At 65.7% G+C, this 26,770-nt stretch carries 24 protein-coding genes and 1 tRNA gene; 12 read left to right on the forward strand and 13 right to left on the reverse strand.

Features of this window, described 5'->3' with window-relative positions:
* Positions 1 to 20: 20 nt before the first annotated feature.
* Positions 21 to 668, reverse strand: a complete 648-nt coding sequence (locus ACYVAN_RS02210; RefSeq protein ID WP_460955019.1) for an L-threonylcarbamoyladenylate synthase — start codon at positions 666 to 668, stop codon at positions 21 to 23.
* Positions 669 to 929: 261 nt separating this feature from the next.
* Here ACYVAN_RS02210 and ACYVAN_RS02215 point away from each other — a divergent pair, with 261 nt between their 5' ends.
* The gene (locus ACYVAN_RS02215) at positions 930 to 1,796 is read left to right on the forward strand and encodes an alpha/beta fold hydrolase (protein WP_460955021.1); all 867 of its coding nucleotides are present in this window, start codon (positions 930 to 932) and stop codon (positions 1,794 to 1,796) included.
* A 104-nt stretch (positions 1,797 to 1,900) separates the two neighbouring features.
* On the opposite strand, the gene prmC is transcribed toward ACYVAN_RS02215, so the two are convergent.
* The 3 genes from prmC to rpmE form a co-directional block, all read right to left on the reverse strand.
* Positions 1,901 to 2,776, reverse strand: coding sequence for a peptide chain release factor N(5)-glutamine methyltransferase (gene prmC / locus ACYVAN_RS02220; RefSeq protein ID WP_460955023.1), 876 nt, complete (start codon positions 2,774 to 2,776; stop codon positions 1,901 to 1,903).
* Positions 2,777 to 2,829: 53 nt separating this feature from the next.
* Entirely contained in the window at positions 2,830 to 3,900 is a 1,071-nt protein-coding gene (gene prfA, locus ACYVAN_RS02225) for a peptide chain release factor 1 (RefSeq protein WP_460955025.1), read from the reverse strand.
* Between the two features lie 96 nt (positions 3,901 to 3,996).
* Entirely contained in the window at positions 3,997 to 4,227 is a 231-nt protein-coding gene (gene rpmE, locus ACYVAN_RS02230; protein ID WP_460955027.1) for a 50S ribosomal protein L31, read from the reverse strand.
* Positions 4,228 to 4,433: 206 nt separating this feature from the next.
* Here rpmE and ACYVAN_RS02235 point away from each other — a divergent pair, with 206 nt between their 5' ends.
* Positions 4,434 to 4,898 (forward strand): hypothetical protein, encoded by a 465-nt coding sequence (locus tag ACYVAN_RS02235; protein ID WP_460955029.1) that lies wholly within the window; start codon positions 4,434 to 4,436, stop codon positions 4,896 to 4,898.
* 64 nt (positions 4,899 to 4,962) lie between these two features.
* Here the strand turns inward: ACYVAN_RS02235 and rho are convergent, their stop codons facing one another.
* The 6 genes from rho to argS all read right to left on the reverse strand — a co-directional run bounded on the left by rho (position 4,963) and on the right by argS (position 14,293).
* Positions 4,963 to 7,065 (reverse strand): transcription termination factor Rho, encoded by a 2,103-nt coding sequence (rho, locus tag ACYVAN_RS02240; protein ID WP_460955031.1) that lies wholly within the window; start codon positions 7,063 to 7,065, stop codon positions 4,963 to 4,965.
* 811 nt (positions 7,066 to 7,876) lie between these two features.
* Positions 7,877 to 8,809, reverse strand: coding sequence for a homoserine kinase (gene thrB, locus ACYVAN_RS02245; protein ID WP_460955033.1), 933 nt, complete (start codon positions 8,807 to 8,809; stop codon positions 7,877 to 7,879).
* Positions 8,806 to 9,897 (reverse strand): threonine synthase, encoded by a 1,092-nt coding sequence (gene thrC, locus ACYVAN_RS02250; RefSeq protein ID WP_460955035.1) that lies wholly within the window; start codon positions 9,895 to 9,897, stop codon positions 8,806 to 8,808. The genes thrB and thrC overlap by 4 nt, the downstream gene beginning before the upstream one ends.
* The gene (locus ACYVAN_RS02255) at positions 9,894 to 11,198 is read right to left on the reverse strand and encodes a homoserine dehydrogenase (protein WP_460955037.1); all 1,305 of its coding nucleotides are present in this window, start codon (positions 11,196 to 11,198) and stop codon (positions 9,894 to 9,896) included. The genes thrC and ACYVAN_RS02255 overlap by 4 nt, the downstream gene beginning before the upstream one ends.
* On the reverse strand, positions 11,199 to 12,617 hold the full coding sequence (gene lysA, locus ACYVAN_RS02260) for a diaminopimelate decarboxylase (RefSeq protein WP_460955039.1): 1,419 nt from the start codon (positions 12,615 to 12,617) through the stop codon (positions 11,199 to 11,201).
* A 14-nt stretch (positions 12,618 to 12,631) separates the two neighbouring features.
* Positions 12,632 to 14,293: an arginine--tRNA ligase gene (gene argS / locus ACYVAN_RS02265; protein WP_460955041.1), complete on the reverse strand. Its 1,662-nt coding sequence runs from the start codon at positions 14,291 to 14,293 to the stop codon at positions 12,632 to 12,634.
* A gap of 223 nt (positions 14,294 to 14,516) precedes the next feature.
* Here argS and ACYVAN_RS02270 point away from each other — a divergent pair, with 223 nt between their 5' ends.
* Together ACYVAN_RS02270 and ACYVAN_RS02275 are read left to right on the forward strand one after the other, a co-directional pair.
* On the forward strand, positions 14,517 to 15,320 hold the full coding sequence (locus ACYVAN_RS02270; protein WP_460955043.1) for a DUF3105 domain-containing protein: 804 nt from the start codon (positions 14,517 to 14,519) through the stop codon (positions 15,318 to 15,320).
* Positions 15,321 to 15,366: 46 nt separating this feature from the next.
* On the forward strand, positions 15,367 to 16,089 hold the full coding sequence (locus tag ACYVAN_RS02275) for a DUF305 domain-containing protein (RefSeq protein WP_460955045.1): 723 nt from the start codon (positions 15,367 to 15,369) through the stop codon (positions 16,087 to 16,089).
* A 54-nt stretch (positions 16,090 to 16,143) separates the two neighbouring features.
* Here ACYVAN_RS02275 and ACYVAN_RS02280 read toward each other — a convergent pair whose 3' ends face one another.
* Positions 16,144 to 16,992, reverse strand: a complete 849-nt coding sequence (locus tag ACYVAN_RS02280) for a cation diffusion facilitator family transporter (RefSeq protein ID WP_460955047.1) — start codon at positions 16,990 to 16,992, stop codon at positions 16,144 to 16,146.
* A gap of 242 nt (positions 16,993 to 17,234) precedes the next feature.
* Between ACYVAN_RS02280 and ACYVAN_RS02285 the strand changes: the two genes are divergently transcribed.
* The 4 genes from ACYVAN_RS02285 to ACYVAN_RS02300 all read left to right on the forward strand — a co-directional run bounded on the left by ACYVAN_RS02285 (position 17,235) and on the right by ACYVAN_RS02300 (position 19,158).
* Positions 17,235 to 17,307, forward strand: a tRNA-Arg gene (locus tag ACYVAN_RS02285).
* A gap of 124 nt (positions 17,308 to 17,431) precedes the next feature.
* On the forward strand, positions 17,432 to 17,827 hold the full coding sequence (locus tag ACYVAN_RS02290) for a hypothetical protein (RefSeq protein WP_460955049.1): 396 nt from the start codon (positions 17,432 to 17,434) through the stop codon (positions 17,825 to 17,827).
* A complete protein-coding gene (locus ACYVAN_RS02295; RefSeq protein WP_460955051.1) occupies positions 17,824 to 18,294 on the forward strand; it encodes a small multi-drug export protein in 471 nt (156 codons plus the stop codon). Before ACYVAN_RS02290 ends, ACYVAN_RS02295 begins: the two co-directional genes overlap by 4 nt.
* Before the next feature lie 474 nt (positions 18,295 to 18,768).
* Entirely contained in the window at positions 18,769 to 19,158 is a 390-nt protein-coding gene (locus tag ACYVAN_RS02300; protein ID WP_460955053.1) for a VOC family protein, read from the forward strand.
* Positions 19,159 to 19,229: 71 nt separating this feature from the next.
* Here ACYVAN_RS02300 and ACYVAN_RS02305 read toward each other — a convergent pair whose 3' ends face one another.
* A complete protein-coding gene (locus ACYVAN_RS02305; protein WP_460955055.1) occupies positions 19,230 to 20,789 on the reverse strand; it encodes a solute symporter family protein in 1,560 nt (519 codons plus the stop codon).
* Complete coding sequence (locus ACYVAN_RS02310) at positions 20,786 to 21,208, reverse strand: DUF485 domain-containing protein (protein ID WP_460955057.1); 423 nt, start codon at positions 21,206 to 21,208, stop codon at positions 20,786 to 20,788. Before ACYVAN_RS02310 ends, ACYVAN_RS02305 begins: the two co-directional genes overlap by 4 nt.
* A 953-nt stretch (positions 21,209 to 22,161) precedes the next feature.
* On the opposite strand from ACYVAN_RS02310, the gene ACYVAN_RS02315 reads away from it, so the two are divergent.
* From ACYVAN_RS02315 to ACYVAN_RS02330, 4 genes are all read left to right on the forward strand, one after another.
* Entirely contained in the window at positions 22,162 to 25,083 is a 2,922-nt protein-coding gene (locus ACYVAN_RS02315; protein ID WP_460955059.1) for a sensor histidine kinase, read from the forward strand.
* A gap of 22 nt (positions 25,084 to 25,105) precedes the next feature.
* A complete protein-coding gene (locus ACYVAN_RS02320; RefSeq protein WP_460955061.1) occupies positions 25,106 to 25,546 on the forward strand; it encodes a roadblock/LC7 domain-containing protein in 441 nt (146 codons plus the stop codon).
* Positions 25,547 to 25,703: 157 nt separating this feature from the next.
* On the forward strand, positions 25,704 to 26,120 hold the full coding sequence (locus ACYVAN_RS02325) for a DUF742 domain-containing protein (RefSeq protein WP_460955063.1): 417 nt from the start codon (positions 25,704 to 25,706) through the stop codon (positions 26,118 to 26,120).
* A 45-nt stretch (positions 26,121 to 26,165) separates the two neighbouring features.
* Positions 26,166 to 26,765: a GTP-binding protein gene (locus ACYVAN_RS02330; RefSeq protein WP_460955065.1), complete on the forward strand. Its 600-nt coding sequence runs from the start codon at positions 26,166 to 26,168 to the stop codon at positions 26,763 to 26,765.
* Positions 26,766 to 26,770 lie beyond the last annotated feature (5 nt).

Below are 26,770 nucleotides of genomic sequence, written 5' to 3' on the forward strand. Positions count from 1 at the left end.
GCTCTCACGCCTCCGGCGGGCTAAGCGGATCGGACCTCGACACCGAGGACCTCGGTCAGGGCTTCGATCCCCACGGCGCCTTCACGCAACACTCGGGGCGTGTCCTGGGTGAGGTCGACAATGGTCGAAGCCACCGGCTCCCCTGCAGCGCCTCCGTCAAGATAGACCGACACCGCATCCCCGAGCTGCTCACGCGCTTGCTCAGCCGTGCTCGGCGGCGGATGCCCCGTCAGGTTCGCGCTGGACACCGCCATCGGACCCACCTCGCGTAGCAGGTCGAGCGCGACCGGATGCAACGGCATGCGCAGATTGACCGTGCCCCGCGTGTTGCCCAGATCCCACGCCAGCGACGGCGCCTGCGGCAACACGATCGACAATCCACCGGGCCAGAACGCCTCTATCAGCGCACGCGCGTGCCGCGGTACCGACAACACGAGGCCGTCAACGGTGGACCACGACCCGACCAGGACCGGAACGGGCATCTCCCGCCCTCTCCCCTTGGCCGCGAGCAATGACCCCACCGCATGCGAATCGAAGGCATCGGCCCCGATCCCGTACACCGTGTCGGTCGGCAACACCACCAGGCCACCGGCCCGTACCGCGCTCCCAGCAGCGGTCAGTCCGGTCTCTCGAGTCTCCGGACGCTTGCAGTCATAGACTGTGCTCACAATGCGAATCCTGGCACGTTCGAGTTGAACTCGTGCGAGCGGTTCGGTTGGAGGCGGAAATCCTGAATATGCTCGGCGACAACGTTCGTATCCGGAATGCAGTCGGCTGCCCACCAGGCCACCGCACTCCCGAAACGACCGGTTCTGTTTCCGGCCGACCGGCGAACGACTCGTGCACGTCCACCTCTGCGGGGATGGTGCGGAAACCGACGCCGGATCGACTTGTGCGGCACACCGTCCCGAGCCAGCGAGGAGAACCAGATGACCGCCCCGCCACAGGGCGTCGAAGTCGACGAGGTCGAATATCCCGCAGGCAAGATCCGTTTCTATCACGCGGGAGAATCCGGCCCCCCAATCGTGCTCCTACACGGTGCCTGCCTGGACAACGGCCTGTTGAGCTGGCGGCACGCCATTCCCGCGCTCGCCACCAACCACCGCGTCTTCGCCCCGGATCTACCTGGTCAAGGCGGTAGCCGACCTTGGCGCGGACGCGGCAACCAGCGCACCTTGGAAGAAGTCATTCGCTGGTCGCTCGACTCGTGGCAGCTGCCGCAAGCCTGCGTCGTCGGCCTGTCGATGGGCGCCAGCGTCGCCACCGGATTCGCCTTGCGGCATCCGCAACGCGTGAGCGGCCTGGTCCTCGTCTCCCCGGGAGGCATGCAGCACCGAGTTGCCAACCACCTGGCCAAGTACCTGGCTGTCCGGATCCGGGGCAGCGGGCGAACCGCCGCGCGCATACTCGCGAGCAATCGCCGCCTGGTCCGGCGGATGCTCCTCAGGAACGTCTTCACCGGCGGGCAACCGATCCACGACCTGGAGTCGATCGTGGATGAGGTCGTCGCAGAGGCTCACATCTCCCGAACCGTCTTCACCGATTGGCAGCGGGACGCCATCGGTCGCAGCAGCATGCGGACCAACCATCTGCCGAACCTGGCCGGGATCAACTGCCCCTCCACGGTCATCCATGGAGAGCAGGACAGGATTGTTCCCCTGCCTGTCGCTCACGACGTCACCGGAGCGATCCAAGGGACATCACTGCGGGTGATTCCGAACGCCGGGCACTGGCCCAACCGCGAAAAGCCCGACGAGTTCAACGCGCTACTGCGTGAATTCGTCGACCAACTATGAAAACCATGCTGTTCCCGCGCACGACCGAGCCGCGGCGTCCTCCGCGGTGCGAGCAAGGGAACCTTACTGTCACCGATGGAAGGAAAGTCCCTTGCTCGCACCGATCAAGCCCGGTGGTCGACCCGTCGGGCAGTAGCGAACCGTGGCCGGCCCGCCAAATCCGTGTGGTCCTCCACCTCGTCGAGCACCCGCCGCGCCGACAGCAGTGCGGGGACGGAACCACCATGGGTGTCATCGTGCTCGATCGCGACACCCCCGCGGGGACGCAGCAGCCGCGCAGCACACGCGATCACATGTCGTACGACGTCGAGTCCGTCCCGCCCCCCGAACACCGCCGCGTGCGGGTCGTGGTTACGCACCTCCAGCGGCACCGGCGTCCCTTCCGGAACGTACGGGGGATTGCACACCACCAGGTCGGCCAGCCCGTCCCATTCCATCAGCAGCATGGGGTCGGTGACGTTTCCCGCGTGCAGCCGGGCCGGAGTATCGCCCAGTCGGGCCTGCCGGTCGGCGTTGTATCGCGCCCACGACAGGGCGGTCGGATCGCTCTCCACAGCATGCACGGTCGCGTCCGGCCGTGCGTTGGCGAACGCGAGTGCCAACGCACCCGAACCCGTGCACAGATCCACCACCACCGGCTCGTCCACGCCTTCCAGCACACCCGAACCCCACGCCAGCAGGAGTTCGGTCTCGGGGCGGGGCACAAAGACCCCCGGCCCCACCTGGAGCGTCACATTTCCGATGGTGGCGTTCCCGGTCAGGTGTTGGAGCGGCACCCGGGCAGCCCGCCGTCGAACGAGGTCGTGGAGCGCTTCGATGACCGGCGGATCCACCAGCGGCACCATCATCAGTTTGGTGCGCTCCACCCCGAGCAGATGTGCAGCCAATAGTTCGGCGTCGGCTCGGGGGCTGGGCACGCCCGCTGCGGACAGGATGCGTTCCGCTTCGAGGATGGCCAGGCGCAAGGGCTGTCGGGTCACGGGAGCAAGCTTAGAGTGCGCGGGCCCGGACACCGGCGAGGTGCTGGCCGGATTCACGAAGTGGAGGCGAGGCGCTGCTCACGGTCGGCTGACAAGAGTGCCCCCAGCACACCGTCGAGGTCACCGTCGAGGACCTGGTCCAGGTTGTAGGACTTGTAGTTGACCCGGTGGTCGGAAATCCGATTCTCCGGGAAGTTGTAGGTGCGCACGCGCTCGGAACGGTCGACAGTGCGGACCTGGCTGCGGCGGGTCTCGGACGCCTCACGTTCGGCTTCTTCTTCCGCCATGGCCTGCAGGCGCGCCCTGAGCACGTGGATGGCGCGCAGCTTGTTCTGCAGCTGCGACTTCTCGTTCTGGCAGGACACCACAACCCCGGTCGGCAGGTGGGTGATGCGCACGGCGGAATCCGTGGTGTTGACGCTCTGGCCGCCGGGACCCGACGACCGGTAGACGTCGATGCGGAGGTCTTTCTCGTCGACTTCCACCTCGACCTCTTCGGGTTCCGGGTAGACGAGAACGCCGGCTGCCGAGGTGTGCACCCGACCCTGGGATTCGGTGACCGGCACCCGCTGCACCCGGTGCACGCCGCCTTCGAACTTCAGCTTCGCCCACACTCCGTCGAGACCGACGTCGCCCTTCGCCTTCACCGCGACCGTTGCATCCTTGTAGCCGCCGAGCTCCGACTCCGTCGCGTCGAGCACGGTGACCTGCCAGTTCTGCCGTTCGGCGAACCGCAGGTACATGCGGAGCAGGTCACCGGCGAACAAGGCCGACTCCTCACCACCTTCACCCGATTTGACCTCCAACAGCACGTCGGAAGAGTCGTACTGGTCTCGGGGCAGCAACAGTTCGGTGAGCTTGGATTCCAGTGCGGGGAGCGTCACCGCGAGCTCGTCGGCCTCGGCCGCGAAGCTCGCGTCCTCCCCGGCGAGTTCACGCGCCGTCGCCAAATCGGAACGTGCCTGCCGCAGTTCCTTCGCGGCCCGCACGATCGGGGTCAACTCGGCGTACCGGCGGCCGAGTTTGCGGGCTCCCGCCTGGTCGGCGTGCACCTCGGGGTCGGCAAGCCGTTGCTCCAGCTCGGCGTACTCGGCGAGCAGACCTTCGAGCTTCGACGTTTCCACTGGTGACCCTTCACTGCTTACCTGACCGGCCGGCGTACCTCGAACGAACAACGGCGCCCGTCCCACGCTGCTCGGGGACGGGCGCCGTCGGCTCAGCTACTTCTTGGTGCGAGCGTCCTTCGGGCGACGACCGTAGCGGGCCTCGAAACGGGCGACTCGACCGCCGGTGTCCAGGATCTTCTGCTTGCCGGTGTAGAACGGGTGGCAGTTGGAGCACACTTCAACGGTGATGTTGCCGCCCTTGCGGGTGCTGCGAGTGGTGAAAGTGTTCCCGCAGCCACAGACCACCTGCGTGTCCACGTACTCGGGGTGAATTCCAGACTTCAACGCGTTGTCCTCTCTTCGTGGCCGCCGGGTCCTCACGGCTCGTGCCGCAGGTGAACCGGTGCCGGACTCAACCTCGTATTCTGCCAGACCGAGGCCGCTCGCCTTCGAACGCAGGGGTGACCAGGACTATTCCCGCCGCCGCAGCGCACGAGTGCGCGCGCCATTCAACTTGTGCGGACAACCGCCCGCCGCTCGGGAACAACCGCTTGCCGAGACGTCCGGGGCGGGACGCTGCGTTGTTCCGGGCGAACACGCATCATCTACTCGTGCTGCTGTGCCCTTCCCTCGGCGACCTCACCGTACGTTCCTGGGTGACGTTGCCTCTGCTGTTCCTGGGCAGTTCAGCCGGTATCACCGCAGTCCTGGGGTTGCTGGTCGAGTCACAACCCACACTCACGCAGAGCGTCGCTCTCTCCGCACCGCTCCTGTTCGGCGTGGCCGCTACCCTCGCGCTGATCAGTGGCCACCACGTTCGCTGGGCCGCGCGGTGGCAACGGCGCTGGCTGCGGTTTCCCTACCCGGGGGTCATGTTGGTGATCGCCCTCGGGAACGACTACCTGCGGGTTCCCGCGCTCGTCGCGCTGGTGGCCGGAGCAGTGGCAACGACGTTGCTCGTCGTGTTCGTGGTCCGCACCGCTCGAGAACCGACCGAATGTTCCTCCCCCGTTTGAACGCAAAACGGCGGGCCCGCACCTGGTCCGGTGCGGGCCCGCCGTTAGATGAGTTCTCGAGGGGTCAGTCCTCTTCCTTACCGGGAGTGGTCTTGGCCACCTGCATGAGGAACTCGATGTTCGTGCGGGACTTGCGCAGTCGATCCTGCAGGAGTTCCAGCGACTGCTGGGTATCCAATGCCGCGAGCACGCGACGCAGCTTGTGCGTAACGGACAACTCGTCGGGTGAAAGCAGGATTTCGTCCTTCCGCGTGCTGGAGGCATCCACGTCCACCGCGGGGAACAACCGCTTGTCGGACAACTTGCGGTCCAGCTTGAGCTCGGCGTTGCCGGTGCCCTTGAACTCCTCGAAAATGACCGTGTCCATCGTGGACCCGGTCTCCACCAGCGCCGTGGCGAAGATGGTCAACGAGCCGCCGTTCTCGATGTTGCGTGCCGCGCCGAGGAAGCGCTTCGGCGGATACAGCGCCGTCGAGTCGACACCACCGGACAGGATCCGGCCCGATGCCGGGGCCGCCAGGTTGTACGCACGTCCGAGCCGGGTGATCGAGTCCAGCAGGACCACGACGTCGTGTCCCATCTCGACGAGCCGCTTGGCACGTTCGATGGACAGCTCGGCCACGGTGGTGTGGTCCGACGGCGGCCGGTCGAAGGTCGAAGCGATAACTTCGCCCTTGACCGAACGCTGCATGTCGGTGACCTCTTCGGGCCGCTCATCGGCGAGAACGACCATCAGGTGGCACTCGGGGTTGTTGGCGCTGATCGCATTGGCGATCGCCTGCAACACCATGGTCTTGCCGGCCTTCGGCGGCGAGACGATGAGCGCGCGCTGGCCCTTGCCGACAGGCATGACCAGGTCGATGATCCGACCGGTCAGGTCGTTCGGTTCGGCCTCCAACCGGAGACGCTCGTTCGGGTACAGCGGCGTGAGCTTGTGGAACTCCGAGCGTCCCTTGGCTTCGTCGGGGTCCAATCCGTTGATCGCGTCGACCCGGACCAGCGGGTTGAACTTCTGCCGCTGCTGCTCGTTCTCCCGCGGTTGGCGGATGACGCCCTTGATCGCGTCACCGCGACGCAGGCCGTACTTGCGGACCAGCGACAGCGAGACGTAGACGTCGTTGGGCCCCGCGAGATACCCGGAAGTTCGTACGAAGGCGTAGTTCTCCAGGACGTCCAGAATCCCGGCTACCGGCAGCAGGACATCGTCCTCGCGGACCTCCGGCTCCGTACCGCCACCTTCGGCGCGACCGCGGTTGCGGCGACGATCCCGGAATCGACGACCACGGCGACGTCCGCCGTCCTCGTCCGAATCGTCCTGCTGCTGCCGCGAGCCCTGCCGGTCGCCACGATCCTGGCGGTTGTCCCCGCCGCGGTTGCCGTCGCGGTTGTCCCCGCCACGGTTGTCCCCGCCGCGGTTGCCGTCGCGGTTGTCCCCGCCACGGTTGTCCCCGCCACGGTTGCCGTCGCGGTTGTCCCCGCCACGGTTGTCCCCGCCACGGTTGTCACCGCCGGAACGGTCACCGCGCTGTTCGTCGCCCTGTTGCTCTTGGTTTCCCGAACGTCCGGAGGAGCGCCGCCGGCGGTTGTTCCCGCGACGGTTGTCCTCGTCGCCCTGGGAATCACCACCCTGCTGCCGCCTGGAACGCCCGCGGGTGGGTGCGGAAGACCCGTTGGTCGCGGCCTCGATGTTCGTCTCCGCTTCGCGCTTGGTGGTCTCGGTGTTGTCCGCTTCATCAAGTACGGGCTGGTGGGCCTTTTCGGCATCACCCTTCGCGCTGCCGGCCTTGTTGGCTCGGTCCGTCTTGGGGCTGCCCGTCTTGGGGCTGTCGGCCTTGGGGCTGTCGGCCTTGGCACCATCCGCCTTGGGGCTGTCCGCTTCAGCGGTCTGCTTCTTGGTCGACCGGGAGCGTTGCGGAGCCGCGCCACCCTGCTTTTCCTTGATAGCCGCGATCAGGTCGCCCTTACGCAACCCGCTCGTGTCAATCCCCAGTTCCCCAGCGAGTTGGCGCAGCTCGGCAAGAACCATGCCGGAGAGTCCACCACGTCGACGCGGGGTGCCGTTGGATTCGGCATCGGACGTCCCAGCTGTCGACTGCTCGGACCCCTGCTGGCCAGCCGGGGAGACGCCGTTGGCTGCCTCGCTGCTCAACAGTTCGGTGTTGCTCACGAATGTCCTTCCTGACCGGACCGCGCCTCCTACGCGACCCAGCGGATTGCCCGCCCGCTCTGAATGCGGGCGGCCTTTTTGTGCTACCAGCGCTTGCGCCGGTCGAGTTCAATGCGCGCACGCGGCACGATCGATGTCGTCAGCGGTTCGGAATACCGGCAGCACTGGGCAGTGGGAGGTGCCCAGCTCGCGAGATTGTTCCGATGCCTGTTTCGCGTACCGATCCTCGCGCCAAAGCGCTCTAATCACGGTCCACGTGCGACGCATCCACTCCGATCCACACTCGCCGATGCACGCCCTGCTGCCGCCTCACTCCAGGATTCATCGGTGTCAAGGAGTTCACTAGATTCGGGTCAGAGCCCGCTGCTGGGCGAAGCTGCCCGAAGCCAGCGCGCACCGAGTCCTCGGTCTGCGGATGCCCTGGGGGAATGCGGTATCGAGCTTCCGAGACCCCGGTCCGACATCGGCAATGATTCGCAGGTCGACTTTCCCGAAGCGAACCCCATTGAGTTGATAACCCCTGCCTCGGTCACCGCGTCGGGTACCCGCCAATCTTGATCTTCACCCGCGTCGAGTGGAGTCAATTCACAGCGAGAGATGCGTTCCCGGAATCGATGTTCCGGACACGGCACCGGCGCCCTGCGCGCGGTGACTGATTGACCTTGAGGGTAGACGCCCAGTCACCCTGGTGCAACAACCCTGTGGGTGTGGCTCATCCCCGTGTCGATCACATCGCCAGCGATCGAGGCTGAAGAACGCCGACACCCTCTTTGTACCACCTTTGCCGGGTCGATGTTCGCGAGGGTGCGAATCACCGGTCGGCAGGCACGCTTTCCACCTGCACACCAGCACGGTCCACCGGCAGATCGAACACGTCGAAACCATTCGTGCCCACGTGTTCGACCCGTTCATCTCCCGACGACGGGAGCGCCAGCACGGTCGGGCCCGCACCGGACACGGCTGCGGGTACTCCGGCAGACCGCAGGCGCCGGAGCAGCGCGCAGGTTTCCGGCCAGGCCGGCTCGCGGTAATCCTGATGAAGGCGGTCGTCCGTGGCCGCGAGCAGCATGCTCGGATCGTTCGTCAACGCGTGCACCGCAAGAGCAGAACGTCCCGCGGCGAACGCCGCATCGGCGTGCGGCACCTGCGCGGGCAACAACCCGCGGGTCACGTGGGTCGCTGACTCCTCCTGCGGAACCAGCACGACCGGACGCACGTCCGGATGCGGCTCCAGGCGCGCGGCGTGGTACTGCTCGCCCTCGTTCCAGGCGATCGCCAGCCCGCCGAACAAACTCGCCGCCACGTTGTCGGCGTGCCCCTCGTAGGAGGCCGCCAACTGCAGCATGCGCTCCGAACTCTCCTTGTCCGCCAAACTGAATCCGGCCAATGCGTAGGCCGCGCTGACACCCGAGACGATCGCGGCGGCGGACGAACCGAGACCTCGCGAATGCGGGATGGAGTTGCGGCAGCGCAGCCGGACCGCGGGCTGCTCGATCCCCAACTCGTCCAGCGCCCGGTGCAGCACCTTCACGATGAGGTGCTTGGCATCGGTGCGCACAGTGCCGGCTCCCTGCCCCTCCACGACCACGTGCGAGTCGCCCGGCGGGCCGTCCAACACCTCCACCTCGACAGTGTCGTGCAACGACAGCGCCATGCCCAGCGCGTCGAAACCGGATCCGAGGTTGGCCGTGGAAGCGGCGGCGCGAACCCGCAGGGCGCGCACCGCCGGATCCTGCGGGTTCATCCGAGCCCCAGGGCGCTCGCCACAGCGCTCGGATCGACCGGCAGCGGCTCCACCTCGACCATGCCGGACAGGGCGGTGTCCGGATCCTTGAGCCCATGACCGGTCACCGTGCAGACGACCGTCGACCCGGTGGGCAGGCGCCCGTCCTGAGCACTGGCGAGCAGACCGGCAACGCTCGAAGCCGACGCGGGCTCCACGAAAACGCCTTCACGCGCGGCGAGCAACCGGTAGGCGTGCAGGATCTCCTCGTCGGTGACAGCTGAGAACAGCCCCTCGGAAGCCTCCTTTGCCGCGACTGCGCTCTGCCACGACGCGGGGCTGCCGACCCGGATGGCGGTGGCGATGGTTTCCGGGTCACCAACCGGCTGGCCGTGCACGAGCGGCGCCGCGCCCGCGGCCTGGAAACCGAACATCCGTGGCGCGTGCTCGACCAGACCATCGTCCGCGTACTCGCGGTAACCCAGCCAGTAGGCGGTGATGTTGCCCGCGTTGCCCACCGGCAGGCAATGCACATCCGGAGCCTTGCCGAGCACGTCGCAGACCTCGAACGCCGCCGTCTTCTGACCTTCGATCCGCACCGGGTTCACCGAGTTGACCAACGTCACCGGGTGTTCGGCGGACGTCTTGCGGGCCAGTTCCAGGCAGTCGTCAAAGTTGCCCTGGACCTGCAGGATCTTGGCCCCGTGAACCACCGCCTGGGCAAGCTTGCCCATCGCGATCTTGCCCTGGGGGACGAGAACCGCGGAGGTGAGCCCGGCGCGCGAGGCATAGGCCGCGGCAGAAGCCGAGGTGTTCCCCGTCGAGGCGCAAATCACGGCCTTGATACCCGCGTCGAGCGCATGGGTGATGGCCGCGGTCATCCCGCGGTCCTTGAACGAGCCGGTGGGGTTCGCGCCTTCCACCTTCAGGTAGACCTCACACCCTGTCACCTCGGACAGGTGGTGAGCCTCCACCAACGGCGTGTTGCCCTCTTGAAGCGTGATCACGCGGGCGCCGTCAGGCACCGAAACGCGGCTTCGGTACGCCTCGATGAGGCCCGGCCAGCCTGCCTTGGAGCGCACAGGCGCGTCCGGGTTGTTCGAAGTCACGAGGGTTCACCTTCCACACGCATCACACTGACCACTTCACGCACCACGGGAAGCTGCGCGATCTTATCCACTGTGGACCTGAGAGCGGCGTCCTCGGCCGTGTGAGTGACCACGACGAGGCTGGCCTCTTCTCCGCGCCCCTGCTGGCGCACCACCGAAATACTCACACCCTGCTCGTTGAACGTCGCCGCCACCTGCGAGAGCACACCAGGCTTGTCGGCCACGTCCAGGCTCACGTGGTACCGCGTCGGCGTCCGACCCATCGGCTGGACGGCGAGCTGCGCGTGCGCGGACTCACGGGGACCCTTACCCGCCACGACGAGGTTCCTGGCGACCGCCACCAAATCACCCAACACGGCGCTGGCCGTGGGCGCGCCGCCTGCACCCTGCCCGTAGAACATGAGGTTGCCCGCGGCTTCGGCTTCGACGAAGACAGCGTTGAACGCGCCGCCGACCCCGGCCAACGGGTGACTGCGCGGAATCATCGCCGGGTGCACGCGAGCCGACACCGATTCGGAACCGTCCTCGGCGACGACACGTTCGCAGATCGACAACAGCTTCACCGTGCGATCCAGTGCTCGAGCCGCGGCGATGTCACCCGGACTCACCGAGGAGATGCCCTCCCGGTGAACATCAGTGGCGGTCACCCTCGTGTGGAACGCCAGCGACGCCAGGATGGCCGCCTTCGCCGCCGCGTCGAACCCGTCGACGTCGGCGGTCGGATCCGCCTCCGCGTAGCCGAGCTGGCCCGCCTCGTCCAAGGTCTCCGCATAGCTGGCACCGGACGAGTCCATCGCCGAGAGGATGTAGTTCGTGGTGCCGTTGACGATGCCCATCACCCGGTCGATGCGGTCCCCGGCAAGTGATTCGCGAAGGGGACGCAACAGCGGGATGGCGCCGGCCACCGAAGCCTCGAAGTAGATGTCCGCACCGGAAGCGTCCGCCGCCGCGTAGAGCTCCGAACCGTATTCGGCCAACAACGCCTTGTTCGCCGTCACCACCGACTTGCCCGCGTTCAGGGCACGCAGCAGCAACGACCGAGCGGGTTCGATCCCCCCGATGAGCTCCACGACCACGTCGACGTCACCGTCGACCAGTGCCGCGGCATCGGTCGTGATCAAGCTTTCGGGCACTCCCGGATGCTTGTGCGGGCGGCGAACGGCAACGCCCGTCACCTCCACCGGAGCCCCGGTCCGTGCCGCGAACTCCTCCGGCTGACCTTGCAGCAGACGCAGCACCTCGGTACCGACCGTGCCGCACCCCAACAGCGCGACCCTGATCGGTTGACGGTCCTCGATCACTCACACCTCCAGCCGGAGCAGGTCGTCCTCGGTCTCCCCGCGCAGCAACAACCGTCGCTGCCCGTCCCGGACGGCTACCACCGGCGGCTTGGGCAGACGGTTGTAGTTGCTGGCCATCACGTAGCAGTACGCACCTGTAGCGGCGACGGCGAGCAGGTCTCCCGGAGCAATGTCCTCCGGAAGCCAGCAGTCTCGCACCACTACGTCACCGGACTCACAATGCTTGCCCACGATGCGGGACAACACCGGGGGTGCGTCAGAGCCCCGAGAGACCAGCCTGCAGTCGTAGGCCGCGTCGTAGAGCGACGTTCGGATGTTGTCGCTCATGCCACCGTCGACGCTGACGTAGCGCCGGGACACACCACCGTCGAGCTCCACGTCCTTGATCGTTCCGACCTCGTAGACCGTCACGGTCCCGGGCCCGGCGATCGCGCGGCCCGGTTCCACCGCGACCCGCGGAGGCTCGATACCGGCCGCAGCGCACTCCCGCTGGACGATCTCGTGCAGTCGGGACGCGAGCTTGGGCACCGGCAACGGGGTTTCGTCCGGGGTGTAGGCGATCCCGATACCACCACCCAGGTCGACCGTGGAAACCGACTCGACCGCATCTGCGCCGTGCTGCTCGCGCAGCTCGGCGAACAACCCCACGACGCGGTGGGCGGCGAGTTCGAAACCGTCGTCCTCGAAGATCTGCGAACCGATGTGGCTGTGCAACCCGATCAGCTCCAGCCCGCCTGCCTTGAACACCCGGGTGGCGGCCTCGGCGGCCTGTTCGGACGCCAACGAGAACCCGAACTTCTGGTCCTCGTGCGCGGTGGCGATGAACTCGTGAGTGTGGGCTTCGACGCCGACCGTGACCCGGATCATCACCGGCTGGACCACACCGCGCTGCTCGGCGATGTGGTCCAGCCGGGCGATCTCGTGGAACGAGTCCAGCACGACCGAACCGACCCCGGCCTCGACGGCGGCCTCGAGCTCGGCCATGGACTTGTTGTTTCCGTGGAACGTGATGCGCTCGGGCGGGAAGTCGGCCCGCAATGCGACCCGCAGCTCACCACCGCTGCACACATCGAGGCTCAACCCCTCCGCGGCCACCCAGCGGGCAACCTCGGTGCACAGGAAAGCCTTCGACGCGTAGTGCACCGAAGCGGGATCGCCGAACGCGTTCGCATACTCGGCGCAGCGCGAGCGGAAATCGTCTTCGTCCAGCACGAACAACGGCGTGCCGTACTGCTCGGCCAACTCCCGAACGTCGAGGCCGGCAAGCCGGACGACCCCGTCGGGTCCGCGCGAAGCGTTCCGCGGCCACACCTTCGGATCGAGGTGACCGACGTCACCGGTCGACGGCGGAAGCGGGCCGGCGGTATTGCCGGGCAGCACGACGTCGGCGTGCCGGGGCCCGGCGGGATGGGCGCGCATTTTTCGCGGCTCCTCTACATCTGTTCTGGTGCGCTGACCCCGAGCAACCCGAGGCCGTTCGCGAGCACTCGTCGCGCCGCCTCACACAGCTGGAGTCGTGCCACGGTCAGCGGGCTCGCCTGGTCGTCACCAGGCTGCAGGACCCGGCATGCGTCGTAAAACTTGTGGTACGCGCTGGCCACGTCCTCCAGGTAGCGGGCGATGCGGTGTGGTTCCCGCAGCTCCGCAGCCGCTCGCACGACTCGTGGGTACTCCCCGAGTGTACGGATGAGGTCACCTTCCCGGTCATGGGAGAGCAGGGACAGGTCGGCCTCGGCGACGTCCCCCCGCGAGATACCCATGGAGACCGCGTTGCGCTGCAACGACGACAGCCGGGCGTGCGCGTACTGCACGTAGAAGACGGGGTTCTCGTTCGTGCGTTTGCTGATCAGGTCGAGGTCGATGTCGACCGCCGAATCCACCGACGAACGGATCAGCGAGTAGCGGGCGGCATCGACACCGACCGCCTCCACCAGGTCTTCCAAGGTCACCACGGTCCCGGCGCGCTTACTCATCCGCACCGGCTTGCCGTCCCGGACGAGGTTGACCATCTGTCCGATGAGGACCTCGACGGCATCCGGATCATCGTCGAAAGCAGCGGCAGCGGCCTTCAACCGGGCGATGTACCCGTGGTGGTCGGCACCGAGCATGTAGATGCACAGGTCGAATCCCCGCGCGCGCTTGTCCCGCAAGTACGCCACGTCACCGGCGATGTACGCGGTCGTCCCGTCGCTCTTGATCAGCACGCGGTCCTTGTCGTCCCCGAAGTCCGTCGACCGCAGCCACCACGCACCGTCGGCGAAGTACAGATGACCGGACCCCTTGAGCTCCTCGACGGCATCAGCGACCGCACCCGAGGAGTGCAGGGAATCCTCGTGGAAAAACACGTCGAACTCGGTGCCGAACTCGCGCAGGCTGGATTTGATCTCCTCGAACATCAATCCGACACCCACACTGCGGAACAACTCGTGCCGCTCTTCGTGGGGGAGATCGAGGGCACCCGGCTCCTGGCCGACCACCCGGCCTGCGATGTCCGCGATATAGGCGCCGCCGTACCCGTCCTCCGGAGCTTCCTCGCCACGAGCCGCGGCGATCAGCGACCGCACGAAGCGATCGATCTGCGCACCCGCGTCGTTGAAGTAGTACTCGCGAACGACCTCGGCGCCTTGGGCGGACAGAATTCGCCCCATCGCGTCACCGACCGCCGCCCAGCGAGTACCGCCGAGGTGGATCGGGCCGGTGGGATTGGCCGAGACGAACTCGAGGTTCACCCGGAGGTTTCCGTAAAGGTCACCACCTCCGTAGGCGTCCCCGGCGCGGAGAACCTCGCGCACGATCGCGCCTTGGGCGTCGGGCTCGAGACGCAGGTTGAGGAAACCGGGCCCCGCCACCTCGACGGCACTGATGGCATCCTCGCCTGCCAGCGCCTCCGACAACCACCCCGCGAACTCGCGAGGCGCGACCCCGGCCTTCTTCGCGACCTGCATCGCCAGGTTGGTCGCATAGTCGCCGTGCTCCGGATTGCGAGGTCGCTCGACGGTCACCGCCTCCGGTATGACGGAGGTGTCCAACCCTCGAGAGGACATCACCTCGACGGCGGCTTTACGAACGAGTTCAGCGAGCGCGGCAGGAGTCACGCGAGAAAGTCTAGGGATGTGTCGTAGCTGTTCAGCCAAGGGGTACGGCAGCACGGACACTCTCAGTGACGAACTGGACACCCAATGATCGCCACCATGTGAGAACGTGGTGCCCGGCCGCTGATCATCACCACGAGCACGCGGCTCTTCACCCGCACGACAATCTCTAGACTGGCAAGCCGGGTCCCCTGGTGAGCAATGGCGAGACGAGGTCCGAGAGAGCATGGCAAGCGGCAAGAAGAACAATGCGCTGCGCAAGGCACGCGGGTCCGTGGTGCAGCAGCGGTCGATCCCCTGGGTGAGCATCGCGGGCGTCACCGTGGTGCTTCTGGTGGCCGGTGTGATCTTCGGCTACGCCGGTATGCGCTACATGGATAACAAGGAGGTCCGGGAGGCGCAGGCCGCGGCCGAGGAAGCCGCCGCCGAGTTCCAGCCTTCACCGGAAAACCCCGACCCCTCCAAGGACATCCCCGGTGTCGAGACGGCGCAGTACGAGGGCCAGCAGCACGTGCAGCCGGGACAACGGGTGGCCTACGACAAGACACCGCCGTTCGGTGGCCCGCACGACGGAGTCTGGGCGGATTGCACGGGCGTCGCCTACCCCGAGCCGGTCCGCACCGAGAACATGGTGCACTCGCTCGAACACGGCGCGGTCTGGATCACCTACAACCCTGACAAGGTCAACGAGGAGCAGATCGAACGGATCAACGCCCGGGTCGAGGGCAAGCCGTACACGATGTCGTCCCCGTTCCCCGGCATGGACAGCCCGATTTCCGTTCAATCGTGGGGGCACCAGCTGAAGGTCGAGCGGGCCGACGACGAACGCATCGACCAGTTCATCACCGCGCTGCGGCAGAACGAGAACGGCGTGTACCCCGAGATCGGCGGTTCTTGCCAGGCATACCCCGGAGCGTTCGACACGCAGAACCCGCCGCCGTTCGACTCCAGCCCGCCGCCCGCCGACGCCATCCCGATGAGCGGTAAGGGCACCGACTCCGCCACCGGTCCTATGGGTGGCGCGCAGTGATCCGGTCGGCGAACGATCCATTTCGGCGCATGACCACAGGTGAAACATGAGTTATGAGAACGAATCGCAGGAGGGTCGGCGGACGCCGATCCCGGCTCGCCTGTTCCTCGCCGTGGGTGGTGCGGTGGCCCTGCTCCTGCTCGGCGGTGCGGGCGGGCTGCTGCTCGCGACGCCGTCCGAACCGGTCACCGAGCCGGACCCGAATGCCGTCGACATCGGTTTCGCCGAGGACATGACGATTCACCACGAGCAGGCCGTCACCATGGCCACGCTGGCTCGGGAGCGGGCGGACGACGTCGCGGTTCGCCAGCTGGCGTTCGATATCGAGACGAACCAGCGCAACCAGATCGGGCGGATGCAGGGTTGGTTGAGCCTGTGGGGCGAGGCGAACCGCCCTTCCGGCCCGCGGATGCAGTGGATGCACGGCAACAGCGGTGGAGAGCACGCTGCCGGTGCTTCCGGGCAGCACGATGAGGGACATGGCGGCGCCGGTCAGGGCAACGATCGGATGCCCGGCATGGCCAGTAGCGAGGAGATGCGGCGACTCCACAGCCTCGAAGGCCCCGCCTTCGACGTGGAGTTCCTCCAGTTGATGCTGCGCCACCACGTAGGTGGGGCGCCCATGGCCCAGTACGGCGCCGATCATGCGCAGCTCGCCGCCGTACGCGGCCTGGCCAAGAACATGCTGGGTTCCCAGAGCGCCGAGAGCGACCTCATGCGCAGCATGCTCGCGGAGCGCGACGCGAAGCCCCTGCCGTTCCCGGGATGAGCAAGGGAACCTTCCTGTCACATGTGGCAGGAAGGTTCCCTTGCACGCAGCACGTCACCACGTGAGAGCTCGACAGCGTTGAGCGCACTCCGCTGGTTCGACCTGCAGCGTCGCGTGATCGATGCTGTATTGCTCGGCCAGGAGCCGCTGGGCCGCGGTCAGGACGCCCCCGTGATCCGCATCGGGCCTGGTGGTCAGGTGCGCCGAGGCGACTTCCATTCCGGAAGTCAGCGTCCACACGTGCAGGTCGTGCACTTCGGTGACGGCGGGCAAGGCTTCCAGTTCACCGTGAAGCCGGTGCACGTCGACGTCCTCCGGAGCTTGCTGCACCAGGATGCGCAGTGCCTGCCGGGCCAGCTTCCAGGTTCGGGGGAGCACGAAGAGCCCGACGCCGATGGCCACGATCGGGTCGGCCAGGTACCAGCCGAAGCCCCAGGTGAGGGCACCACCCAGCAGAACACCGGCGGATCCGATGGTGTCGGCGAGAACTTCCAGGTACGCGCCGCGCAGGTTGAGGCTCTCCTCCGCCCCCTTCCGGAGCAGGGCGAAAACGGTGAGGTTCGCGAGCAGGCCCGCGGTGGCGGTCAGCATCATGGGCAGGCCTGCCACCTCGGGCGGATCCTGGAAGCGACCGATGGCCTCGTACAGGATGTAGGCGGCCACCCCGCACAACAGGACGGCGTTGGCCAGGGCAGCCAGTACCTCCATCCGATACAGGCCGAAGGTGCGCTTGTGCGTCGCCGGCCGCTTGGCGGCTGTGATCGCGGCCAGTGCCATGCCGACACCGAGCACGTCGGTGAGCATGTGCCCCGCGTCGGACAGCAACGCGAGGGATGACGTGACATATCCGACGGCGGCTTCGAGAATGAAGAAGGCGAGCAGGATCGCGAACGCGATCGTCAACCTTCGGACATACCGCCCCGAGGCGCTGTCCGCCGTCGCAGCCGACGTCCCGTGGCCGTGACCATGCCCGTGGCCCATTGTCACCTCCGCTTAGACTCGCCTCAGATATATAGTGACATGCGCATGGATGCAAGGGGTGGGAGGCGGCGCTCACGCTGCACGCGAGGGGACGCGTCATTCCACACCCCTCTTCAAGCGCACTGTGGGCCATGCGTTAAGCTGACCATCGTCGGAAACGGCGAGCCCTCGTAGCTCAGCGGATAGAGCACTGCCCTCCGGAGGCAGGTGTCGCAGGTTCGAGTCCTGCCGAGGGCACCCGTCCTGAACAGTAAGCCCCGTACTTGACCAGGTGAAACAGGTCAGGGACGGGGATAACTGTTGTCTCGCCATCATCCACTGCGGGCCAGCATGAGCCGGTAGTTACGTGCAAATCGAGGCGATGGCCGAGGCCCGACTCCCCGAGACCCGTTCGGCCACGGAGCGCCATCGTGAGCAGAACCGGGACCACGGTCCGGTTGCCAGTTGCATCGCTTCCCTCGACGCGGTACCCGAAACGCACCTCGATACCGTGTTGATGGCCGCCGCGTTCGAATATCCGGAGGCAGTTGCTCCGTTCCGTCCGGCCTTCGCGGAGTTTCCACGAGTGAGCAGAGAATCGACCGAAGACCCGACGTTGGGCACTCTCCTGCGACTGGCGAGTGACGGCTTGTGGCCGGCCGAGCTCGTCGGTCTGGACGTGCTCGAGCAGAACGAACGAGCGGCCGTGTTCCCGCGCGTGATGACGCTGGCGGCGGAGGAAGACGGTCCTCCGCCGGAATCGAAGGTGGAGCGATGACTGGCACGAACCTCGCGATCTTGTTCGGTGTTTTCATCGGTGGGGCAGCACCGTGGCTGGAGGCCGTCGTCGTGATTCCCGGGGGCATCCTCGCCGGCGTGCATCCGGTACCGGTCGTGGCCGCCGGGGTGGTCGGCAACCTGGCGACCGTCGCGGTCGCGGCGTGGTTCGGTGAACGCCTGCGCGCATGGTGGGCAGCACGCCGCAGGACGCGCACGGAAGGCGGTGGCCGACCGGATAGCAGCCAGCGCCGGCAGCGAATTGAGCGAGTGGCGCGCCGCTGGGGATTGCCAGCACTGGCCGTGCTCGGACCCATCGGGCTGGGCACCCAGCTCTCCGCGCTCGTAGCCGGCGGTATCGGCGCCACACCGCGGGTCACGTTCGCCTGGATCGGTGCGGGCACGGTCGTCTGGAGCATCGTTGCAGCGATCGCTGCCGTCACCGGGATCTCCTTGACCGGGCCCTGAAGACAAGAGCTCGGAAGCGGATCCAACAGGCAAATTGCTCGTGGTGCTCAGGCCACCATCCAGCTCCGAGGTACATCTGGAACACATGCGGCCGAGCAACAGCCGCAACCAACGTCAAAACGAGGTCAACGAAATATCGGCCCTGAACTACGCAGAAGCAGGATCATCCGAGGTCAGCGCGGCCCCTGAGACGCGCCCGGAGGCTGGTGTCAGGTTCGAGTCCTGCCGAGGGCACCCTTCCTGAACAGCAAGCCATCATCCGCTGCTGGCCAACATGAGCCAGTAGTTTCGTGCGCACAACATCTCCTCACCCTTCCCGCAGATGCCGGCACCTTGCCTGGATCCTCGTAGCCCGGCGCTCTGCACCGTCGGTGCGGTCTTCGTGATCAAGGGTGTTCATCGCTCCGGTACGAGCCGATGAGTTTCCCGGCGGCCGCAGGTCCAACGTGTGACCGCACTACCAAGGAGCAACTAATGCGAATGATCTTCGTTAACCTGCCGGTGGCGGATCTGGCCAAATCGCGCAACTTCTTCAGCCAGCTCGGTTTCGAATTCAACCAGCAGTTCTCAACCGATGAGTGCGCCTGCATGATCATCGAGGAGAACATCTACGCCATGCTGCTCGTGCGCGAACGGTTCAGCGATTTCATCAACGACGAGATTGCCGACACCTCGACATCGACCGAAGTCCTCAACTGTCTCTCCGCGGACAGCAGGCAACAAGTCGACGACACGGTCGCAAAAGCCATCGAAGCGGGTGGAAAACCGTGGAAGCCTGTTCACGAAGAAGGCCCCATGTATGGCGGAAGCTTCCAGGACGTCGATGGCCACGTCTGGGAACTGGTGCACATGGCCGGCCAGTAGCCGCCGCACCGGAGTGAGCAAGGGAACCTTTCTGTCACATGTGACAGGAAGGTTCCCTTGCTCGCACCGAGTCAACGCGGGTCGAGCCCGGTGAGGGCACGAACCTCCACCTCCGCTGCACGTGCGGTGTCCGCCCGCCCGCCGCCGGCGAGGGTGCCCACGACTCCGCAGAGGAACGAGAACGGTACGGACACGATCGCGGGGTTGTTCAGCGGGAACAGCGCGAAATCCCAAGCCGGAAGAACCGACAGCGGCGTCCCCGACACCACCGGCGACAACGCCACGAGCAACGAGCACGCCCCGAGTCCGCCGTAGAGGCTCCACAGCGCGCCTCGAGTGTTGAACCTCTTCCAGAACAGTGCCAGCAGCAACGGAGGCACGTTCGCCGAAGCGGCGAACGCGAACGCGAGCCCCACCAGAAAGGCCGTGTTCTGACCGTTGACGAGAACCGCACCCACGATCGACGCGCCACCGAGGACCAGTGCCGCCCAACGCGCCACTCGAACTTCTTCCCACTGCTGCCTGCAACCACCGCGGTACACGTTCGAATAGATGTCCTGCGCGAAAGAGGCCGAGGCGATCAGCATGAACCCCACGACCACGCTGAGAATTGTCGCGAACGCGATCGCCGCCACGAGACCGAGCAACAGTGGGCCACCGATCTCCGAAGCGAGCAGCGGCACAGCAGAATTCTCACGTCCCGGCGCGGAAAGGATCGCATCGCTGCCGGCGATCGCCGCTGCCGCATACCCCACGATCAGCGTGCACAGGTAGCAGGCCGTCAACACGCAGATCACCCACACGACGGGTCGGCGTGCTTCCCGCGCGTTCGGGGCCGACTCGGAGCGCATCAGCACGTGCGGCAGGCCGGCAACTCCCAACATCAAGGCCAACGACAGCGAAACGAGTTCGAGTTTCGCGCTCCCCTCGCCCAGCGATCCCGGACCGAAGGCTCGCTCACCGAGTTCGCGGTTGCCGCCGGCCTCCCTGAGCAGCGAGCCGAGGTCGAACCCGAATTTCCCGAGCAGGAAGGCCGTCAGCATCACCAAGCAGGTCAAGAGCAGACCCGCCTTGATGATCTGGGGCCGAGCAGTGCCCGTCATCCCGCCGACGAACACGTAGGCAACCATCATCACCCCCACGACGGTGATGACGAGTGCTTGCCCGCCACTACTGTGCACGTCGAGTAGAAAAGCAACGAGTCCCCCAGCACCAGCCATGTTGGCGACCAGGCAAAAGAACGAGACCGTCACAGTGGACACGGCGGACGCGACCCGCACAGGTGGGGGGTGCAGGCGCCAGCTCAGCATGTCCCCCAGCGTGAAACTGTTGGTGTTGCGCAGGGGTTCAGCGATGACCAACAGGTTCACCAACCAGGCCACCAGAAAACCGGCAGCGTACAGGAACGCACCTGAACCGTGGACGGCTACTGCACCCGCGATCCCGAGAAAGGCTGCTGCGGACAGAAAGGCCGCGGTGAGCGCCACCCCGTTCTGCGGGCCGTTGAACCCACCGCCTGCGGCGAAGTCGTCGCCTGTGGTGCTTCGGTTTCCGGCCTGGTACACCGCGAACAGTGTGAGCAGGAGAAAGCCGGCGAAGGTCCCGAGGTTGAGCAACGGTTCGGTGATCACGGTCGGGCGTCCTCGGCGGCGGATCTGCGGACTTCGGAGGCTCGGGGGTCGAGCTGCGTACGAGCGAACCACGCGTAAGCAGCGGTGACCAGCAACGGCATCGCGAACTGCACGAGCCCCAGCACCAAGCCGATGCTGGCCGTCCCCAGCAGCGGCGTCCGCATGAACTCGGGGAACCACCCCGCGGCGATGACGTATCCGACGAAGCAGATCAGGATTGCGGCTCCGGCTTTGGCCACGAACGTCCGGAAAACATGCCGCAGGTCGGTGAACTCCTGACTCCGCGCGATGGCCACGAAGTCGGGAGCGGGCTCGACCGGACGTAGTCCACCTTCGGTGATCGCACCGAAACGATCCGCCGAGGCTCGTGGCTCCGGGGAAACTCCGGTACGTGAGGTGGCTCGGTAGGTCTCGAGCATGTATTCCTTCCCGACGCCGAGCGGCGCCGACTCTCCCCTGCGGTCGGCGCTGCGGAGAAGAGGCGCCAACGAATTCCGCCCCAACGGGCGACCACGCGGCCCCCGGAACCGCAGACCGGTTCGCAACTCGATCTACGATTCGTGGAGTTTAATCAGGAATAGGTGCACGGAATACCCCCGAACCTGCACCTCACACACATTGATGAACTTTCCCGTCACTGTGAGTGTCCACTCAGTACGGTTTGCTCCGCTTGCGTGGCATTCTCCGGCAATTCGCGCGACCGCGGTCAATCTGCAGGGATTGGCCGGATACAACCGACACGGGATCATTGTCCCTGGTGATCAGGCGCCCGCTGGGCAGCGAGCCGGAACCCTCGTTGACCACCGTGGCCAACCTGACCAGCGACGAACATGTAGTTCGGAACCACTGCCACTCGAATACCAGTCACCCGTAAGGCGACAGCTACAAAAATTGATCGGGTCACGTCGACCACGATTAGTACACGAAGAATCAACCCGCTCGCCGATCGGATGCCATCCCGCCAGACCAAAGCGGCGTTATAGCTGGACATGGACTTATGGGCAAGTTTTTCAGGTCGATCAGCGGCTGCGGTAGAGTCCTCGAAACCGACGGCGGGAGCAAAGCACGCCACCGCGCCCCTCGCAACTCCAAGACGCGAATGCGTGCGTCCGCCTATTGACGGACTTGACGTTTCACCAAACCTCCGATGTGTTCAGGAAACTGTCACAGATCGCGACGGATAACACTGTCCACCACACGAGTGCGCTGTTGAACAGAGCTCGACCGCGCGGAAAGGGACTGCGTCGTGAGTAGCGAAGCCGATCATTCGCCCGCGACCGGGGCCCGGACGTCCCCATGGGCGTATATTGCAGCGAGAATCACGCACTGGCATAACTGGAAGATTCCGGTCAAGCTTGCCGCTGTTGTTCTCGTGCCGGTAGTTCTCGCCTGCGGGCTGGGGTTCCTGCACATCCGGGGCCAGGTCCGACAGGCGGATGCCTACGCCCATCTGGGCGCCGTGGTCTCCTCAGCGGAGTCGGTGCGCAACGCCGCGACCCGTCTTCAGGAAGAACGCACGCGAACGGCGGAGTTCCTGGTCACCGGAAATACCTCCCCCGATTCCGTACGCGAGCACTTTGCCGCAACAGATGCGGCATGGGAACACGCGGCACGGACGCTTCAGCCGCAGGACGGCAGCGGTGGTGACGCCGATGTCGTAGTCGGTCTGGCGCAGGATGAAGTGGAGCGGAAACTCGGTGAGCTGGCCAGGCTGCGTGAACGAGTGATCAACGGCCGCATCGATCCTCTGGGCGCCATCAATTCCTATACCGACATCGTGCGCGCCATACTCGCTCTCGACCGGACGCTGATCAGTCAGATCTCGTCATCCAGACTCGTGCCGACCGCGACCAGCCTGCACGAACTCGCCAAGATCTCGCACGAGGTTCGGCTCCAGGAAGCACTCGTACTCACAGCGCTCCGTCCCGGCACCGTCAGCCCGTCACACCTGACTCAGTTGGGCGAGAGCGAAACCCGCCGGGCCTCGGCGATCGACGAATACCGTGCCGCAGCGGCACCACACCAACGGATCGAATACGACACCCTCTACTTCCAGCCGGACATCACCACCAGAGAAACCGCCGTCAGGACACTTCTCACCGCCGCGGAGGGCGTGCCGCCAGGCATTTCCGTGTCCGACTGGAAGTCGGTGTCCCATGCGGAGATCGAAGCCCTCGATGGTCTCGCGAAGCACATGGAAACTCACCTGCGGGACACCACCGGAGGTCTCCACGACAATGCGAGCAACACCGCGGGGATCGGTACCGTGCTCCTTCTCTCCGCGATGCTCGTAGCAGGCCTGATCGTCATCGTGGTGGCCCGTCAACTCCTCGGATCCTTGACTGCATTGCGACGCAGCGCACTTGAAGCTGCGACCAGCGAACTCCCTAGAGCAGTGGCCGACATCCGCGCCGGCTCCAAAAAGCGCAGCTCTCCGCCTCGAGTCGCCGTCGACACCAATGAAGAGGTGGGCCAGGTCGCGCGCGCCTTCGACGATGTCCAAACCCAGGCCGTCGACCTCGCGACAGAACAAGCAGAACTACGCAAGAGCTACAGCGACTCGTTCGTCAACGTCTCCCGCCGTAGCCAAAGCCTCCTCGAACGACAACTTCGGCTGTTCGAGCACCTCGAACGCGACGAACAGGATCCCGACCAACTCGCCACTCTGTTCCAACTCGACCACCTGGCGACGCGGATGCGGCGAAACAACGAGAACCTCATGGTCCTCGCAGGTACGGACCTCACCCGCCGATTCAACCGGCCAGCCGACCCCGCCGACTTGCTACGAGCAGCAGTGTCCGAAATCGAACATTATCCCCGAGTCGTCGTCCAGCCCTTGCCTCGAACAAGCGTGGTCGGCTACGTGGCGAACGACCTCGTTCGGCTGTTCGCCGAGCTTCTCGACAACGCGGCGAACTTCTCCGCACCGCACACCAACGTCACCGTCACCGGCTGGCAACGCGCTGACGGGTTCTGCGACCTGCACATCGTCGACGGCGGGATCGGAATGAATGCGGACGAACTCGAGTCCGCGAACGAACGTCTCGTCAGTGACCGGGAAATCGATGTGTCCGTGTCTCGACGGATGGGACTCTTCGTCGTCGGACGGCTGGCCAACAAGCACAACCTCTCCGTCCAACTGCGAAGCGGCCCGGATGGACTGGGCATTCGAGCAACGGTCACCTTGCCCCCCGAGCTGCTTGTCGACCGCTCTTCTGGGAAACCGCATCCGGGGTCGGCACCGATGAATGGCACCCGCACCCGCCCGCAAGCGGGTGACAGCGTGGTCACCACGTACGACTGGGCCGCTGCTGAACAGGACGCCACGGCCGCCGAGAGAATGGGTCCCCAGGCTGTGCGCTCCGCAGCTTCGGACGACACTCTTGAACAGTCGGCCACACCAGCCGAATCTGCACGACCGCAGGAAGACAGGGACGGCGTAGCGAACGGATCGAAGACGTCTGCGTCCGAAGATACCGGTGTGCATCGAAACAGCGTTTCGCCGAGGACGCCGATCTTCGATGATCTTGCGTCAGCATGGTTCTGGGCATCCGCCACACACGAGTCCGACCACTCGCTCGAGGAGCACACCTCCTCGTGCTCCACGACCGCAGCACCATCGGACGCGAGCAAGGGAACTTCCCGGTCATCTGTGGAAGAAGGGTTCCCTTCCTCCGAAGAGCATGCAGCACCGAACGGCCAGCCCCCGGAATGGGCGTTTCCCAGCGATCAAGATCGTCAAAGGGCGGAAAAGGTGACCGAGATCGAACCCGACACGTTCACCGCGACTGGGCTTCCACGCCGGACACCGCGAGCACATCTGATCGCAGGCAGCGCCGCGTCCGAAGACGAGCCGCAAGCTCTTGAGACGTACAGAAGTCCGGAAGACTCCCGCCAGAGATTGGCGAGCTTTCAACAGGGGCTGCAAAGGGGGCGCGGCGAAACCGGGACCTCCGGGGCTTCCGGGGCGTCCGGGGCTTCCGGGGCTTCCGGGGCTTCCGGGGCTTCCGAGGCCGCCGAGACGGCCCCAACGCCGGAACCACAAGCAGAAAGCAGTCGCGACCGGGCCGCGAAGCCAGAAGAGATGGTTCCGCAGACCGCGGATGTTCCGGAGCACACCTCGACGGGGCTGCCGAGGCGAACACCTCGCATGCATCTCACTCCGGGTGCCATCTACGAGTCGCATGCCGGCAACGGCGGGCTGGAACGCAACGCGGACGTGGTCCGCGGACGCCTCGAACGCTTTCAACAGGGCATTCGAGAAGGCAAGCACGCCCTGCGTGAACACCAATAGCACCAGAATGACTGGAGGCGAAATGCACTCTCAGCAGACGCAACCACATCAGTTCAGCTGGTTGGTCACGGATTTCACGGAACGGGTTCCGGGAGTGGCGCACGCGGTGGTCGTTTCCGCGGACGGGCTGCTGCTGACTTCGTCGGCCAAGTTGCCGAAGGACAGGGCGGACCAGCTCGCCGCCGTGGCTTCCGGGTTGCTCAGCCTCACCCAAGGCGCGGCTCGCTGTTTCCAGGCCGGGAACGTCACGGAGACCGTCGTCGAAATGGAACACGGCCTGATGCTCCAGATGGCCATCAGCGACGGTTCGTGCCTCACCGTGCTGGCCGCACCCCAATGCGACATGGGGTTGATCGCGTATGAAATGGCGCTCTTGGTGGAGCGTGTGGGGCAGATCCTCACCCCGGAGCTGCGTTCGCAGCTCAGAGGGACGAGTCGAGTGATGACCGGTCAGACAGCATGAGGGCGTCATGAACGGGAGTTCGCGATCATCGGAGCGCCGAGCCGTGCAGGGCGCTCGTGATTCCTTCGACGCTGATTCCCTCGTCGAAACATGCAATCGATTCACCTTCGGCCACCCGTGGATCGCCCGTACCGAGGGGGACTTGTTCGCTGGAACAGTGCCGGAAACGGAGTGGCCAGAGGCCGACCTGAGCGCGCAAGTTGCAGATCAGAACGCCGCGGACACGTCGAGTGGAGATCAGGCCGCCTACGTCCGTCCCTACGCCTGGACCGGGGGACGCACCAAGTCGAGCTACCAACTCGAGTTGGAAACACTCGTGTCCACCAGCGACCTATGCCGGACAGCACATTTGGAGCGTCCGGAGCACTGCTCGATCGTCGACCTGTGCCAGCAGCCCCGATCGGTCGCCGAAGTGGGGGCGCGCCTCGGTGTCCCGCTTGGTGTGGCGAAAGTTCTACTGAGCGACATGGCCGATCTCGGCCTCATCAACGTGCATCGAACCGTTCAGGAAACCGATCACTCGGCACACCTGATGTTGATGGAGAGGGTGCTGAGTGGACTGCGCCGGCTATGACAACGCTGCCCTTCCGATCGATACGACACCGCAAGTGGATAATCCATGACATCTGAAACACGTTCACTGCCGACGCATGATGAGGCGCTCCATACCGCCACGTCGGCGAAGATCGTGGTAGCTGGCGGGTTCGGCGCTGGGAAGACGACCCTGGTGGGGTCGGTATCCGAGATCGTGCCGCTGACCACGGAGGCTGTGATGACCACTGCCAGCCACGGTCTCGACGATCTCCGCGCAACGCCGAACAAGCACAGCACCACCGTTGCGATGGACTTCGGCCGGTTGTCGCTGGCTTCGGACCTGATCCTCTACCTGTTCGGAACACCGGGCCAGCACCGGTTCTGGTTCATGTGGGACGACCTCGTCCGTGGCGCGATCGGCGCGGTGGTCCTGGCCGACACTCGGCGGCTCTCCGACGCGTTTCCCGCGATCGACTTCTTCGAAGACCGGGGCCTTCCCTACGTGGTGGGGCTGAATTGCTTCGATGGGGATCTTCACCACCAAGTCGACGATGTCCGGGATGCCGCAGCCATCGGCCCCGACGTTCCCGTCATCATCTGTGATGCCCGCAACCGCCAATCCATCAAACACCTCCTCATCCCCCTCGTCGAGTACTCGATGCGCTGGTGGATCCGCAACTCGTGACCGGT

The organism is Parasphingorhabdus pacifica (assembly GCF_054779195.1).

Bases quoted from the DNA above. Each gene is read 5' to 3' on its own strand.
- thrB (WP_460955033.1), bottom strand. From the start codon at position 8,809: ATGAACCCGCAGGATCCGGCGGTGCGCGCCCTGCGGGTTCGCGCCGCC.
- ACYVAN_RS02310 (WP_460955057.1), bottom strand. From the start codon at position 21,208: ATGCTCGAGACCTACCGAGCCACCTCACGTACCGGAGTTTCCCCGGAG.
- ACYVAN_RS02320 (WP_460955061.1), top strand. From the start codon at position 25,106: ATGCACTCTCAGCAGACGCAACCACATCAGTTCAGCTGGTTGGTCACG.
- ACYVAN_RS02290 (WP_460955049.1), top strand. From the start codon at position 17,432: ATGGCCGAGGCCCGACTCCCCGAGACCCGTTCGGCCACGGAGCGCCAT.
- ACYVAN_RS02215 (WP_460955021.1), top strand. From the start codon at position 930: ATGACCGCCCCGCCACAGGGCGTCGAAGTCGACGAGGTCGAATATCCC.
- ACYVAN_RS02270 (WP_460955043.1), top strand. From the start codon at position 14,517: ATGGCAAGCGGCAAGAAGAACAATGCGCTGCGCAAGGCACGCGGGTCC.
- ACYVAN_RS02300 (WP_460955053.1), top strand. From the start codon at position 18,769: ATGCGAATGATCTTCGTTAACCTGCCGGTGGCGGATCTGGCCAAATCG.
- ACYVAN_RS02295 (WP_460955051.1), top strand. From the start codon at position 17,824: ATGACTGGCACGAACCTCGCGATCTTGTTCGGTGTTTTCATCGGTGGG.
- ACYVAN_RS02330 (WP_460955065.1), top strand. From the start codon at position 26,166: ATGACATCTGAAACACGTTCACTGCCGACGCATGATGAGGCGCTCCAT.
- ACYVAN_RS02275 (WP_460955045.1), top strand. From the start codon at position 15,367: ATGAGTTATGAGAACGAATCGCAGGAGGGTCGGCGGACGCCGATCCCG.
- lysA (WP_460955039.1), bottom strand. From the start codon at position 12,617: ATGCGCGCCCATCCCGCCGGGCCCCGGCACGCCGACGTCGTGCTGCCC.